Annotated in this window: 13 protein-coding genes; 10 read left to right on the forward strand and 3 right to left on the reverse strand. The window is 32.1% G+C overall.

Translation table 11 applies throughout. From position 1 onward, the window contains the following. Nucleotides 1–140 precede the first annotated feature (140 nt). The 8 genes from ACZLO7_RS12115 (at nt 141) to ACZLO7_RS12150 (ending at nt 8,859) form a co-directional block, all read left to right on the forward strand. Nucleotides 141–596: a GNAT family N-acetyltransferase gene (locus ACZLO7_RS12115; RefSeq protein ID WP_464940021.1), complete on the forward strand. Its 456-nt coding sequence runs from the start codon at nt 141–143 to the stop codon at nt 594–596. A gap of 691 nt (nt 597–1,287) precedes the next feature. Continuing rightward, nucleotides 1,288–2,478, forward strand: coding sequence for an MGDG synthase family glycosyltransferase (locus ACZLO7_RS12120; protein ID WP_464940020.1), 1,191 nt, complete (start codon nt 1,288–1,290; stop codon nt 2,476–2,478). Further along, nucleotides 2,475–3,176: a polysaccharide deacetylase family protein gene (locus tag ACZLO7_RS12125; protein ID WP_464940019.1), complete on the forward strand. Its 702-nt coding sequence runs from the start codon at nt 2,475–2,477 to the stop codon at nt 3,174–3,176. Before ACZLO7_RS12120 ends, ACZLO7_RS12125 begins: the two co-directional genes overlap by 4 nt. An 8-nt stretch (nt 3,177–3,184) precedes the next feature. Continuing rightward, nucleotides 3,185–4,219, forward strand: coding sequence for a lysylphosphatidylglycerol synthase transmembrane domain-containing protein (locus ACZLO7_RS12130; RefSeq protein ID WP_464940018.1), 1,035 nt, complete (start codon nt 3,185–3,187; stop codon nt 4,217–4,219). Between the two features lie 1,050 nt (nt 4,220–5,269). Then, complete coding sequence (locus tag ACZLO7_RS12135; protein WP_464940017.1) at nt 5,270–5,575, forward strand: hypothetical protein; 306 nt, start codon at nt 5,270–5,272, stop codon at nt 5,573–5,575. A 299-nt stretch (nt 5,576–5,874) separates the two neighbouring features. Then, nucleotides 5,875–7,059: a multidrug effflux MFS transporter gene (locus tag ACZLO7_RS12140; protein ID WP_464940016.1), complete on the forward strand. Its 1,185-nt coding sequence runs from the start codon at nt 5,875–5,877 to the stop codon at nt 7,057–7,059. Nucleotides 7,060–7,382: 323 nt separating this feature from the next. Further along, on the forward strand, nt 7,383–7,901 hold the full coding sequence (locus ACZLO7_RS12145; RefSeq protein ID WP_464940015.1) for an RNA polymerase sigma factor: 519 nt from the start codon (nt 7,383–7,385) through the stop codon (nt 7,899–7,901). After that, complete coding sequence (locus ACZLO7_RS12150; RefSeq protein WP_464940013.1) at nt 7,885–8,859, forward strand: hypothetical protein; 975 nt, start codon at nt 7,885–7,887, stop codon at nt 8,857–8,859. Before ACZLO7_RS12145 ends, ACZLO7_RS12150 begins: the two co-directional genes overlap by 17 nt. An 817-nt stretch (nt 8,860–9,676) precedes the next feature. On the opposite strand, the gene ACZLO7_RS12155 is transcribed toward ACZLO7_RS12150, so the two are convergent. After that, on the reverse strand, nt 9,677–9,829 hold the full coding sequence (locus ACZLO7_RS12155; protein ID WP_464940012.1) for a hypothetical protein: 153 nt from the start codon (nt 9,827–9,829) through the stop codon (nt 9,677–9,679). A gap of 770 nt (nt 9,830–10,599) precedes the next feature. On the opposite strand from ACZLO7_RS12155, the gene ACZLO7_RS12160 reads away from it, so the two are divergent. Then, the gene (locus tag ACZLO7_RS12160) at nt 10,600–11,049 is read left to right on the forward strand and encodes an NDxxF motif lipoprotein (protein ID WP_511261420.1); all 450 of its coding nucleotides are present in this window, start codon (nt 10,600–10,602) and stop codon (nt 11,047–11,049) included. Nucleotides 11,050–11,647: 598 nt separating this feature from the next. On the opposite strand, the gene ACZLO7_RS12165 is transcribed toward ACZLO7_RS12160, so the two are convergent. Next, complete coding sequence (locus tag ACZLO7_RS12165) at nt 11,648–12,364, reverse strand: ZIP family metal transporter (RefSeq protein ID WP_464940011.1); 717 nt, start codon at nt 12,362–12,364, stop codon at nt 11,648–11,650. A gap of 307 nt (nt 12,365–12,671) precedes the next feature. Next, a complete protein-coding gene (locus ACZLO7_RS12170) occupies nt 12,672–13,577 on the reverse strand; it encodes a C39 family peptidase (protein WP_464940010.1) in 906 nt (301 codons plus the stop codon). A 334-nt stretch (nt 13,578–13,911) separates the two neighbouring features. Between ACZLO7_RS12170 and lepB the strand changes: the two genes are divergently transcribed. Continuing rightward, nucleotides 13,912–14,472 (forward strand): signal peptidase I, encoded by a 561-nt coding sequence (gene lepB / locus ACZLO7_RS12175; RefSeq protein WP_464940009.1) that lies wholly within the window; start codon nt 13,912–13,914, stop codon nt 14,470–14,472. The last annotated feature ends 630 nt before the right edge of the window (nt 14,473–15,102 follow it).

Genomic DNA, 15,102 nt, shown 5'->3' on the forward strand with positions numbered 1-15,102 from the left:
TCCTCTCACTGTATCGGATTTTCGTGAATTCATACTAAATGATATATGATACGAGATTTGTCTAAATGACTATTTCCATTTATTGTGATAAAGTAGTTTGAAAGAAGAGCAAAATAAATTTATTTTAGAAGGTGAGTTAAATGAAAATAAGATTGTTAGATAACACTCAAAATGCACCTATGGATTTGTTGTTACAAGCAGATCCTTCTGAAGATATTGTTTCGGAGTATTTGCAAAGAGGTGAATGTTTTGTGATGGAGGAAGAAGGGAGAATTATTGGTGTATATGTATTAATCACTACACGCCCTGAAACTGCGGAGTTAGTGAATGTTTCTATTCAAGAAGATCATCAAGGAAAAGGCTTAGGGAAATTGCTAATTCAGCATTCGATTGCTACTGCCAAGTCAAAAAAATTTAAAACAATTGAAGTAGGAACAGGCAATTCGAGTATTTCACAAATTGCTCTTTATCAAAAGTGTGGATTCCGAATTACTCATGTAGATAGAGACTTCTTTATGCGTCATTATGATGAGCCTATTTTTGAAAATGGGATTCAATGTATAGATATGGTTCGACTTTCTCAAGATTTATATTAGAGGCTCAACTGTAGACTGAAACAATTTAGCTTTCTCCATACACTTGTTTAATTAACGGATTTTTCCGACTACCAGTCGATACAATTGGGGTAATTCCCCATAATTTATTATATTGTCATAAATTTGAATTAGGCATAAGATAAACAGAGCATCTCTTGAATATAAGTGATGCTTTTTTAAATTTCGGCTATTGCGGATTTAAGGAAAAATAGTGTTTTGTTGGCTCTACAAACTTACGTGTAGAATCAAGTCCATTTGTGAAACAGATGGAGACAACGAATTCGGCGTTTATGAAAGAATTGAATATACTACAGAGGTTGAAAAAGTGGTTAATATTGAACTTCAAGAAACTTCTAAATAGGCATTACATTTGAGGGCGAAACTTTCATATTTTGCCACTTACAAAGTTTACATAAATCAATTCCACCTTGTTCATATAGTGTAGGAAATCCACAGTAAAAATTTATTTCAAGCTACATTTTCTCCTCCAAAGTTTTCATTATAAAGATGGTATTCTATTGTTTTCCTTTACATCCTATTATATGGCTACTTTATAATCATTCATTAATCTCAAACTGAAATTAAAACAGGTTCAATTTAAGATGTTTAAGTTAATTAAGGTTTACTTAAGATTTAATTAAGATTTCGTATATATAATGAAAGTAGTAATCACGAAAGGGAGTAAACAGCAATGAAGATCTTAATATTGAATGCCCGTTTCGGTATGGGGCACTATTCTGTTTCAAAGGCGTTGGAGCAGGAAATAAAAGAATACGATAGTAATGTTGAAGTAAAGCTTATAGATATTTTTGATTATTGCCTACCAAGGAATAGTAAAAAAATATATGATTCGTATAATTATTTTATCAATAAAGGTGCGAATATTTATAATGCCTACTACCATTATACGAATAATAAAAAATCCAATATAAAAATACCTTTTCAACATTTTTTTATAAAAAAAACTAGTCGGTTAATTAATATTGAAAAACCGGATCTTATTATCTCAACTTTTCCAATATGTTCACTATTTGTTTCAGAATACAAAGAGAAGAGTGAGGATAATATACCATTACTTACTTGTATAACAGATATATCTGGTCATAAAGACTGGTACCATAAAAATACTGATTTTTATTTTGCTGCCTCATCTTCGACAAAAGCAGAAATAATAAAAAGAGGAGTTCTTCCTGAGCAAGTCTTTATTAGTGGTATACCAGTAAAAAAACAATTCAAGGTCAAACAGGATAGACAGACAAAAAAAAGATACAACGAGCATCTCGTTAATAAATCTAGAAATATATTATTAATGGGTGGAGGCTTAGGGATGTTACCAGAGGACCTATCATTCTATAATCGCTTAAACATGCTCGAAAATGTCAAGGTTACAATTATTACTGGCAAGAATAAAAAGATTCATAGGGAACTTTATGGAAAGTTTGATCATATTGATGTTATTAGCTATACGGAACAAGTGGATCAGTATATGAAAGAAGCAGATTTGATAATTAGTAAACCAGGAGGGATTACATTATTCGAATCGATTGCTTCAGAGTTACCTATATTAGTGTTTCAACCATTTTTAGCTCAGGAAACCTATAATGCCGAATTTATAAAAAGAAACAAAATTGGAAAAGTAGTTGAAACAAAATTAGAAGATAGTCTGGAAGAAATTTTCAGTTTATTGTCAGATGATTCTTTTCTAGAAAATTGCCAGATAAATATGAGGAATATTCAAAATGACATTGATACAACTACTATCAAAAATTTGCTTAGTACTTTGGAGAAAAAACTTATAGATAATGGACAAATACAATTAATAGGTTCCAGAAATTATATACAGCAAGATTTAATACATCGGAAGGAAGGAACAGCTTTATGATGGTGTTTGAAGTAATAATTATTTTATTTACAGTAGGCATTATCTGTTACGGAGTTCTTCCAACGATATACTATCGATATATAAGTTTATCAGCAGTTAATAAATTAGAAGGTACCAGCAAAAAGAAAGAAATTGCTTTGACATTTGATGATGGACCAGATAGTGAGTATACCTTGCAATTACTTGATTTATTGAAGGAAAATAAAGTAAAAGCTACATTTTTCTTTGTAGCGAAAGAAGCTGATAAACATCCGGATATTATAGAAAAAATTATAGAAGATGGGCATACACTTGGTTTGCATTCATATGAACATAAGCATGCATGGTTAAAGGGGAGAAAGTACACTAAGCAAGACTTCGAGAAAAGTGTAGCGATTGTAAAAAAACATAACTGGACAGTTGCTTTTTATCGCCCACCATGGGGAAACTGTAATATATTTACCATAAATGAGGCCGAAAAATATGGTCTGCAAACAATATTTTGGAATGTAATGGCGCAGGATTGGAGAAAAAGCATTACAGCTGAACAAATTGAACAGAGGTTGTTACAAAGAGTAAGAAACAAAGCTATCATATGTCTTCATGACGGTAGAGGAGCAAAGGGGGCACCTGGTCGAACAATCGAAGCTTTAAAAAAGGTCGTTCCAGAATTAATTAAGAATGGTTACCGTTTTAGTTCTCTTTATGATAAAAGGTAGGGATGAAAATGAAAAAAAAGAATTATTTTATCGGAAGTTCATTATTATTCCTTCTAGTAGTAGGAACACTCTATTTTATTATGCGTGAACAAGCATTTTCAGATATGTATAGAGTCATTACAAAAGCAAATCCTCTATATTTAGGACTTGGTATCATCTCCATGTTAGTTTTCATTTTTTTCGAAGGATGTTGCATTAAAGTTGTCATGGATTCTTTAGGCAGACGTATTACTTTAACGGATAGTTATAAATATGCACTTATTGGGTTCTTTTTCAGCGCAATCACTCCAGGTGCTTCAGGAGGTCAACCAGCACAAGTATATTTTATGAGGAAAGATGGACATGAAATTACGCTTTCAACATTGATGCTATTAATTGTATTAGCTATTTTTCAGATAGTTATGCTTCTTTTAGGTTCTATTTTGATTTTATCTCGATATTCGCTAGTTGTAGGTCAAGTTGAGGGATATATGATATTTTTTGTATATGGAGTTATTTTCAATATAACGATGGTCATCTTTTTACTTTATATGATTTTTTCTAAGAATGTTGCATCGAGTATGATTAAAAATTTTATCCGCTTTCTAGGGAAGGTTCGAATTATAAAAAATGTAGAAAAATTGATTGATAAAATTGAGCGCTTAATGGAGCAATATAAACAAGGAGCAGCACATATTCGGAGAAATCCAATTGTCTTATTGAAATTGTTTGTTTTGACCATTTTTCAATTTGTTGCATCATGGTCGGTTCCTTATTTTGTATACCGATCTTTAGGTTTAAACGGAATTAAATATTTTGATATAGTATCAATGCAGGCCGTTTTAGACATAAGTGTGGCTTCCTTACCACTACCTGGAGGGACTGGAGCAGCAGAAAATGGATTCATCCAACTTTTTTCTGATTTGTTTGGTTCCCATATGGTTATTCCTGGCATGATGTTATCAAGAGGTATTAGTTTTTATTCACTTTTGATTATCAGTGGAGTTATAATCGTTTTCTCATTTAAAAGAAAAAATCTTAATAAAAGAGATTTAATTAGCTGAATGAATATAAACGTTCGTTTTAACATTTAGGAGTATTAAAACAAAGCCTTACAATTAAAGCATTAAATATGAACACCCCTTTAATAAGTAGTACATAATGCGAAATTGTTTACCACTAAATCAAGTGTTCAATATAGAAGAAACCTTTTTGAACGTTCTTTGTTCAAAAAAGTTTCTTTTTGTTTGCAAAAGTCGAGCTGCAATGTCTGTATTATCTTACTCCTGACATCGCTTAATGGACCTTTGCAAAAGGTATCATTAACAACTGCTACTGAACCACTAACAAATTTTACTTCTACTGTAAAGCTAGACCGCATATATTAAATTGATTGCTCAAAAGAAATAAGGTTTGACAGCTTTTTAGTAAGGTCTTCAAAGCTCTACTTGGATATAAGTACAATTGAGAATGATCAAAAACTTCCAAAATTCAAGAATTATTTTAGTCATCTAAAAGAAATGCAGCATATAAATAAGAGTGTACGTACACCCTTTAACGACTTCATTTTGAAGCAAAAGACGGACGGGAATGGAATATTAAAAACTATGAAAATCCAGGTGAGCCACTCATTTTAAAAGACATGGATACCAATCGGTATTTTGAGGTTAAAAAAGGAACTGGCAACTAAAGCAAGTTGTCAGAAACAAATTTAAAGAGTATATATAATCAAAATTGCCAATTGGTAATTGCGATCACTTGTTTACTCACAATTGTTTTTCTTGCTTTTTATTATCAACTAATTAAAATACTGGTGTTAATATCCATCCTCACTTTAGGTATATTGAGTAAATTCTTTTTTGATTGGAAATTCGTTCGAGAATTTCATTATTTTATGGTTCAACACAAATATAAGATGTACTTATTCATACAAATCGCTATTTCTTACTGATGATTTGTCCACTAATCATCATCCTCCACTAACCATACCCAAAACCGCCCTAATAATCTAAATTTCGACGAATAAATTATGTTGAACTTTCCAATGATGTATTTAGACATACAGAAAAGGAAATTACATGTTAACTAAGAAATTTATGAAAGGGGATTAAGAAATGGCGTTTCTGTTTTTTCTAATAATCGTGGTACTTTGTATGATCCCTTTGCTTCTATTGGATTCACGGGTAGGAATGAAAGAAGCGAATATAGATCGTGCAATTGAAATACTTGAAGAGGAACTAGAAACTGGCAAGTTAAAATTGTTTAAGAAACCTCAATTCAAACTAAACTTCAAATTAACATTTGCTCATATGAAACAAAAAACCGCCGGTAGTTGGCAAAACCTTAAAGATAGGTCTATACGGTATAAAGATAAAATCCAATCATGGCAACAAAGTTTAATCAATTCTTATCGTAAATAATGAGTAAATGAAAAATACCTTAGCATTTAATGCTGAGGTATTTTTGTTTTGTACCAATTATAATTACCAACTAGTCTTGTATTACTAATAATATATACATATAATATATCATATGTTTGATAATCCCAATTTCTATAAGTGTTAATACCCTCCTATAGGTATACGTATTCATATTCATCAAAAGAGGTGTTTGCTCATGTTATATTTTGAACGAATTTCAATCATGGTTCCTCCAGTTCCGTAGCTAAAGAAAATTTGTAATATCTGAGATTTTCTAAGTTATAGGAGGGTTATTAGAAATGAAAAAAGTCTCAGTACCATCGTTAATGTTAATGATTATTCTTGTGGCATTTCCACAAATTAGTGAAACAATATATACACCATCATTACCCGACATTTCTAAAGCTTTAAATGTAAGTAGCAATGCAACTCAGCTGACACTTAGCATATACTTTGCAGGTTTTGCTTTAGGTGTGTTTTGTTGGGGATGGTTGTCTGATTTAATTGGTCGTCGTCCTGCTATGCTATGGGGAATTGTAACTTATGGCGTAGGTAGTCTTTTATGTTACATGGCGAACTCCATTGAACTCTTATTAATTAGCCGCTTTCTTCAAGCATTTGGAGCAAGTACGGGTTCAGTCGTCACACAAACGATTCTTCGTGAAAGCGTTGAAGGTCATAAACGTCATGTAATGTTCGCACAAATTTCTGCCGTCATTGCATTTACGCCAGCTGTAGGACCATTAATTGGAGGTTGGGTTGATCAAGCTTTTGGATTTAGAGCTGTATTTTTCACCTTAGTTGTCATGAGTGTTGGGATCTTTGTATATGCATTTACAGCATTGCAGGAAACAAAAGTGGCTTCAACTACTCATAAAATAAGTATTGTTCTTGTATTAAAAAGAATCATTATGGATCCAAAGGTGATTGCATTTGGATTGCTCATTGGAGGTACAAATGGTATCTTATTTAGCTATTATGCTGAAGCACCTTTTATCTTTATTGAATATTTTAAAATGTCACCTGGATTATATGGGTTTTTAGGGATAGTCGTAGCCTTGTCTTCTATTATAGGAGCCAAAATCTCAAAACGTTTATTACTCATTTTTAAACCAGAAAAGATTATCTATATTGGATGTCTTGTAATGATAGTAGGGGCAACAATCTTATCAGTAATTGTTCTTATAGGAACGAATCCTACTGTATTCTATGCAGTGGTAATCCTTGCATCAATTTTCACACTATTATTAGGAATAGGAATTGCTTTACCTAATTGTCTCAGCTTGGCACTTGTGAATTTTCAAGATGTTGTTGGAACGGCGGGAGCTTTATTTAGCTTAGGGTATTATATTTTGGTTACATTGATTATTTGGGGAATGAGTCAACTGCATACAGGTTCTCTAAAAATAATGCCATTATATTTCCTTACTCTCGTTATCATCATGGGAATTACCAGCAGAACATTTATTTACAAAACTAAGTAAAAAATTTAGATTAGACATAAAGTTATAAAAAAGAGGCTCACATTTAAGTGAGTCTCTTTTTATGTAAAAGTAACGTTATCTAAGTACTCAAAAATCACTTTTTCACAAGATTATGTAAAAGGTAAAGGTAAACGCGAAGGGGTTATCGGTTTGAAAGAGATTATTGGTGAATTGAGCTTTGATAGCCAAGAAGGAAATCAGAGATTAGCTGAATATATTGACGAAGTTGTTGCATAAGAGAGATGTCTGCACTTTAAAAAAATTTACATAAAACTGAGTAGAAATCTTCCTACACTCGTCTATAGTAAAGAAGGAGGGGTTTTATGGACAAATTGTCATTTCAACATTTATATCAAACACATAATGATGCTATATATCAATACATATTCTATCTCATGCAGCATAAAGAATTGGCAGAAGATCTAACACAAGAAACGTTTTATAAAGCGTTTAAACAGTTTGCCACGTTTCGAGAAGAAGTCGAAATCAAAACATGGCTAAAACGAATTGCACGGAATCTAGTCTATGATCATTTTAGACGTAAGCAAATTGTGAAGTTTATACCATTTGTTCATGTGGATGAGCGTGTTGAAGAAGAGACACCTAGCGATATTCTAGAACGAGGGGAAGCAGTAGCTACATTATATGAGGCGCTTAAGGAATTAAAACTAACTTATAGGGAAGCTATAGTTTTACGGAAAATTGATGGGTTATCTGTCAAAGAAGCAGCAGCTTTCCTTGGTTGTTCCGAAAAGCAAGTAACAAACAATACTGCAAGAGCTTTGAAGGCGCTACAAAAGATATATGAGGAAAGGGGATATACATATGTCACAGAACTTTGATAAAGAATTCAACAAGCTAAAAAAAACTCCTCGTGATTTACAGAAACAGCAAGTCGCTTATGACGAATTACTACAAAAAATTGAAAAAGTGAATACGAAGCCGAGATTTTGGCCTCGACTCCAATATCCTCTAGTCCTTATCGCTACTTGTATCGTACTCTTGATTACCGTTATTACAATAAATACAAGCGATAGTGAGAAACCATCTTTCAAGGGTGCTTCTGTTGGTTTAGAAGGGGTATCAAGTCAGCAGATTAAATCAATTTATACACTTAGCCTTAAGAATGACGTAACTATTAGTAAAAAGTTTTATGGAAAAAAATCAAAAGCATATTTTAATGTTCAAAAAGTAACAGATGCCGCATATATAAATTCGATTTACACTCATATACAAAATAATGAAATTAAACAAATAGACATTGAACAATTAACAGCTATTGCTGATTTAATAATAGTTGCAAAGCACCAGGAAATAAAATTAAAAATATTTGATGATAATAATCAAGCGTTATATGTACAAGATTGGGGAACGAAGGAATTTTTCCAACTGAATGACCTCTCCTTACTAAATGATTTAATGATGATTGAAGAGCAAAATCATGAGTGGAGAAATATACTCATAGGGTTAGGCGTAGTATTTGTTTTACGATATCTAATTAAAATCATTTTAATTAGAGCTTTTAATATTTCCTTTCCAAAAGTGCCTGTGAAACAAAGTCCAATGAGAATTGTTGTTTCAATAGTGTTATCTTTGGTTATTGTAGGTTTATTGTATTTTAATGTATGGGATAATGTAGCACCTAACTATTTATTTTTTGGTTCGATAATATTGTTAATGAGTAGTGTAGAAATATTATCTGGATGGCGTATATATAAAGAAAACGGAGTATTATATAGAGAAATTTTACATCTACTTGGTATCCCGATATTTTTAATTATCATGATAATCGTTAAATAATTTCAGCAAGCTGGTCAGATTAGTTGACCAGTTTTTTTTCGGTTCAAATATCTATTTGCCTTAGAATAATTAAAAAATCACTATGCTATTAGTAACTTTATTTTGATATTTGTCGTGATACTATATAAAAAATAAAAACGCACCCATTGCAAAAAAACTGATAACAGCTATTAATAAAATACCTGATGAATCTTTAATAGATTCTAATAATGCATTAATAATATCCCTGTTTTTAATGCACCATTTTTTACATGGTTTTTCGTTGCTCCAAATAGAACATGCAAAAATTTATGAGCAATTTGAAACAATACTACACCTGCTAAGAAACAGAGGCCACCTAACTCAATTCGAACACTTTTATTTATTATTAAAAACGTTCTTAAATACCCCTTTACCACTAAAAGAAATTAAAATTCCACAAATAAACGCAGAGAAATAGAACATATTAATCTTTCCAATGGCAAACAATAGAACAATACAAAGTAACAAGAAAATTCTCCAACCAAAAATAAATTTGTCTTTTATTTTTCATACACCCCCTGCAGTATATTTATATTTTATAACTTTGTCTATTATTACTATTTTTTAGTTAATTTCCTTTTATTTTACAGTATATCAACTAACATTAAAGTTAATGTCTTTAAGTAGACACCCAATTTAACCAAGCATCCATGATTTCAGGTGCATATAACACTACTGCATATACAATCAAAGATACCGCCATACCAAATATACCTAAGCTTACAAGGTTGCGGTTAGCTACCGCTCCAAAAACAACAAAGATTGCAGAAACAATGAACGCGACAGTTGCTAATGGTTATACAAATTTTTGCAAGAAATGAACAATTTCTTCACCTTTGCGTCGAGCCCAAGTTTCTGTTTCATTAATTGTCACAACTGGCGTTTGATTCTTTACAGGACTTTGCAATTCTCTTGAATCTTTTTCAAGTGAATTATGAACGTTATCCAATTTCCAAGAATAATTGCCTAAGGGGTAATCTCAAAACTAAACAAACCTAGAGTTAGTCCAGCGCACGATATCTAATTAAAATAGTATTTTAATGCATCACTTTTATCTGTTTTTTGACGACGCATTTAGGCCATTTGAAGATTCGCCTCAAGGGGATTGGTGGATGAAATGTATAGCCTTCTGTTTGAAAGAAACGTTCAACGATGAAGAATAGACACCCGTTGCTTCAAAAATAATTTCTGGTGTTTGGCCATCTTGTTTCGTTAACAATTGAATTTTTTTCAATGTCTCAAATGAAGATTTTGAATGTGAAATTTCGCCTTCTAATTCACATTGACGCTAATGGTTATAAATTACCATTAGCACAATGTGACGGGCACTGGTGCCAAAAAATTAAAAGTTAATTAGAAATCCGATAGAACTATCTTTTGTTTACAAAAGATGTTCTATCGGATTTGATATATAGATTTTGAGTAACGATTTATAACATTTAAAAGGTTATTAAATCGTTCAAAATTGGTTCAAAATAAAAAGTCTTAAAAACATTCATATTTGAGACTTTTTATTTTGTTTACCAAGGGTTGTCTCTTAAATAGTAATCTTAATATTATCATCCAAATTAATTTATCAAGGAGCATCAGCTTACTTCATGTTTATACTTACTTAGCATACGTTCGACCTTATCTATAAGAAGTTTTTTTAATTAAGGTAATAAAAATACTAAAATTTTTACCTCTGAAAAACAAAATAGTATAATAGGAGAAGACGAAATAAAACTAAGCATAAAAACATATCTAGATAGCGATGAAGAATTATCTAATGCTAGTGAACCATTTCAAGAGATTATTAATGAAGACAAAAAACTCAATAAAAAAGAATTAGAGAAATTCGACAAAATTAACAAGCTTACAAAAGAAAATGATAAGAATTTTTCCAACTATATTTTAAATAATACATTGCCTGAAGGTTTTCAAGAAGAGTCTGAAAGAATTAGCCAGTACATTATAGGGTTAAATGAGATCCTTTCTAATTTAGATGAGACCCTTTCTGAAATAGGTGAAATGCTAGGTGACGTAGATAAAAAAGGTATTCCAAAAGTAAACACCAATAGATCATTACTTGATAAAAGTGATGTGGTGAATGGAAAAGAACAGAAAAAAATAGAAGAATTCCTTGATAAGAAACATATTGATACTAAAGCATTTGGACGGGAACATTAAGAAAAAGAGAAGTAACAGAGTAATTCATTGAGTTTTATAAGATTGACGCTTAAAACATACTAACATTAGTAGTGCAAACCAAGGCCATGGTTTGTGCTACTATTTTTTTATAGTAGAAGTGTAGGAATGTCGAACAGCCCCAGGAATCAATAAGAATCCGAATTATAAACCGACCAACTTCCACCCTTATATGAATCAGTTTAGTATGTTGAATCCAAGAGATCGTGTAAAAGCTAAGTTGTAACATAGCATGCATTCGATTACACAAATGATTGATTTCTGTATCGAGTTCACCGTAGTAACGAGTTAATGCGCATTTGATTATAGTAATCATCTTGATGACAGGTTACTGAACGTTCTACTTGAAAATGTGATTTTGCCAGTTCATGGTGAATGGAATAATGTAGCACCTAACTATTTATTTTTTGGTTCGATAATATTGTTAATGAGTAGTGGAGAAATATGATAATCGTTAAATAATTTCAGCAAGCTGGTCAGATTAGTTGACCAGTTTTTTTTCGGTTCAAATATCTATGTGCCTTAGAATTATTAAGAAACTTATGCTTTTATTGATTTTAGGTTGATATATGTCGTAGTACTATATAAAAAATAGAAACGCACCCATTGCAAAAAAACTGATAACAGCTATTAATAAAATACCTGATGAATCTTTAATAGATTCTAATAATACCTCTTTGATAGTGACCATATAAATTGTCCCAGCAGCTAAACTAATGGCAAACGACCAAATTATAGGATTGCCGATCCCAATTGAATTACCTATGTAAGCTCCAATACCAACTGGAAGTGAAATGATCAAAGTTAAAAAGAACAATGTCCAGACGCCAAGACCAGCTATAAATAATGGGGTAAATACGATAATTCCTTCAGGTAAATTATGTAATAGAATGGTGTGTAACAGGGATTCCTTGACAGTTGAATTTTGATTTGCACCTAGCACAATCCCTATAGGTAAATTATGAAATGTAATGCTAAGCATTAATAATATCCCAGTTTGTAATGCACCATTTTTTACACGATTTTCTGTTGCTCCAAATAGAACATGTAGAACTTTATGAGCAATTTGAAACAATACTACGCCTGCTAAGAAACCGAGGATGAAAGTTATCCAATTTCCAAGAATGATTGCCTCAGGAGCAATCTCAAAACTTAACAAACCTAAAGTTAGTCCCGCGCAAATACCGTAAATGATATCAATTTTCTTTTGAACTCCTCTTAATATCCAAGCAATTACACCACCTGCGCTAAATCCTATTACAGTGTACACATAACCAATTACCCAAATTATATTCACTATACCATCCTCACTCAGTCTGACTGTTTGTCTATAAGTTAATATGATATTAGATGAGAATTTATGAAGAGAATGATGACTACAATATAGAATGTCATAAAATCTATCATCAAATGTAAATGAAAAAGTTTTAAGCATTTATTTCTACTTTATCTATCTTTACGTATGCACTTTTTCAGAATGAATGACAGTTACCTATTACTATTCCCGTTGCTGTAACAACCCTGCAAACAACTGTAAGAATATTAAAGCTCAATAAAAAGGCACACTACTAAAAAGCCAAGTAGTGTGCTTGATTGAACTATTTTTAACGTACTACAACACTCCATTGAAGTGCATTGTACGCTCTTTCGAAATTCGTTTTACTAACCCAATATTGTTCCTTTTTGCTGTTTGGATCTGCTACATAGTAAGAGCCATTGCTGTTGTATCCGATAACTGTAACGACGTGCATATTATCAACGATTTTCTTTGTACCTGCACTGCCCATTTTCCACTTGGCCCAAACAGGCTTTTTAAAATCTAATGTTACGTAAGTAACGACCGGATTTCCTTTATCTAACTCTTTTTTGATTTGAGTAGTAGAGTATCCTGAGCCATTTGCTACATTACTGCTGTATTCTTTTCCGTAAGCAGTTAATGGTTTCGGGAAGATGGATTGAAATACGCCATTTTGGTTAGCATAAGGATTGCCACCAGCAAAACCTTTATAAGGATTACCACCTTTATCTTTTGGCATTTCATCTAAGAATGTACGTAATCCGTCATTTGAATACCCTTTGTATTTTAAAGCCATTAACAAACTTGCTCCTTCACATCCAAATGGAGCGTTCACAGGTGCTAATTGACTTACAAAAGGTACTTTCAACGTTTTACTCGAATAGCTTTTAACAACAGTGCTAGAGATCCAACCTGTTTTGTTATTGATCTTTACCTTATGCCAAGTAGTAGAACCTACTTTTTTAGTTGCATATGAAGTGAAAACCTTTCCCTTTTTTGCTGAAGCAATGACTTTATATTTTGTACCTGCATTCTCTCGAACATTTGATATGTATAAACTTTGAATCTTCTTTACGGGGGCACTGACCTTTGTAATTTGTTTATGTATTTCAGAAGCCGATGAAGTTGGAGATGTTTCACATGTTGATGATAAGCCGCTTAATAATAATGAAAAGCTCATCGTACTTGCTAAGAAAATAGTTGATTTCTTCATTTTTAAATACCTCTCTAAGTTGTTATTCGTCATGGTATCTTTCCACAAGATTATCGCATCTTATGAATAGGAGTCTAATTTCAATGAAACCGGATAAGATACCATTAATATCTTATCATGTATAGTCCTCGTTTTGTAAAAGGAAGCAGTTATGGTATGAAATATTATCTCAAAAAAAACGAAATCATTGGAGCATTTTGCTAAATATGACCGTTATATGTAAAGTCTGAATGAAATGCTTTTGAATTCATATATTAAACAAATGGAATAAAGTTAACGAATGAAAGCCCCCACTATAGACATAATGAATTGTGATACTAAAGGAGAGAAATTAATGACAAATGTAAAAGCAGAGAAGAATCCCGTTTGGGAATGGACAAAAGCTGCATTCATTGCAGTTGGACTAGCTTTTATTATGCGCTTCTTTCTATTTACGCCCATTATCGTAGAAGGTGAGTCAATGATGCCTACTCTAGAAAGTGGGGAAAGAATGATTGTTAGTAAAATCGGACAACCTGATCGTTTTGATATTATTGTATTTCATGCAACAGAGGACAAGGACTATATAAAACGTGTAATTGGCTTACCTGGAGATCATATAGAATATAAGAACGACCAATTATATATTAATGGGCAACCGCATGATGAGCCCTTTTTAAATAAATATAAAAGTAGCTTGCTGGATGGAGGTACACTAACAGAAGACTTTACATTAGAAGAATATACTCAAAAGTCAGTTATTCCAGATGGATACGTCTTTGTGATGGGGGACAACCGTAGAAATAGCACTGATAGTCGAATCATCGGCTTGGTTCCAATGAGTAAAATAGTAGGAAACGCTGATATAACGATATGGCCAATTCATGATATAGGTTTTCTTGAAAAATACAAATAAGAATAAGGCGTAATACACGAGATCAACAATTCTACTTACGGACAAACACGAATCGCTTGTTGCCTCTAAATGATCTTGAGCAACGCTATACTATCATTACCATCTTAGAGAATAAAAATGAATTGGTGAAAGAGTTCAAAAAGGTGGAAGACTTCCTCAAGATTGAAAAGATTGATGAAGGAAAATATGCGCTTTTTATTAGTAACATCCGTTAAAGAAACAGACATTTACAAACGAAAAATGAAAAGCAATTAAACGAGCGAATTGGGAAATACATCAAAGAGAAAAATTTAAAGGCCGAACATAAACACAATGTTACTGTTGGCTGGCATTTAATGAAGAAACCGTTAATACAATCACGGGATGCATTAGAAAGAAGCCATCTCATTATAGGAAACACAACATGAATTAGAGAAATAAATAACAGGAGAAAGTGGCGAATATCATCCACTTTCTCCTGTTTTTGTTAATACCCATTTTGTGTAATGACAATAAAGTTGTTTGAAAATGCGAGGTTCAAAACACATTCTTACGGTTGTAATGGTATGGATTTTCAATAAGAACAGAAAAGAAGTGACTATATGAAAGTAATTATCGATTGTTTTGAAGGAGATTTCGTGGAAGTTGAGA

It is taken from the genome of Viridibacillus sp. d25.2, assembly GCF_055456015.2.

Excerpts from the sequence above, each read along its gene's own strand:
- ACZLO7_RS12115 (WP_464940021.1), top strand. The coding sequence starts at position 141 with ATGAAAATAAGATTGTTAGATAACACTCAAAATGCACCTATGGATTTG.
- ACZLO7_RS12120 (WP_464940020.1), top strand. The coding sequence starts at position 1,288 with ATGAAGATCTTAATATTGAATGCCCGTTTCGGTATGGGGCACTATTCT.
- ACZLO7_RS12125 (WP_464940019.1), top strand. The coding sequence starts at position 2,475 with ATGATGGTGTTTGAAGTAATAATTATTTTATTTACAGTAGGCATTATC.
- ACZLO7_RS12130 (WP_464940018.1), top strand. The coding sequence starts at position 3,185 with ATGAAAAAAAAGAATTATTTTATCGGAAGTTCATTATTATTCCTTCTA.
- ACZLO7_RS12135 (WP_464940017.1), top strand. The coding sequence starts at position 5,270 with ATGGCGTTTCTGTTTTTTCTAATAATCGTGGTACTTTGTATGATCCCT.
- ACZLO7_RS12140 (WP_464940016.1), top strand. The coding sequence starts at position 5,875 with ATGAAAAAAGTCTCAGTACCATCGTTAATGTTAATGATTATTCTTGTG.
- ACZLO7_RS12145 (WP_464940015.1), top strand. The coding sequence starts at position 7,383 with ATGGACAAATTGTCATTTCAACATTTATATCAAACACATAATGATGCT.
- ACZLO7_RS12150 (WP_464940013.1), top strand. The coding sequence starts at position 7,885 with ATGTCACAGAACTTTGATAAAGAATTCAACAAGCTAAAAAAAACTCCT.
- ACZLO7_RS12170 (WP_464940010.1), bottom strand. The coding sequence starts at position 13,577 with ATGAAGAAATCAACTATTTTCTTAGCAAGTACGATGAGCTTTTCATTA.
- lepB (WP_464940009.1), top strand. The coding sequence starts at position 13,912 with ATGACAAATGTAAAAGCAGAGAAGAATCCCGTTTGGGAATGGACAAAA.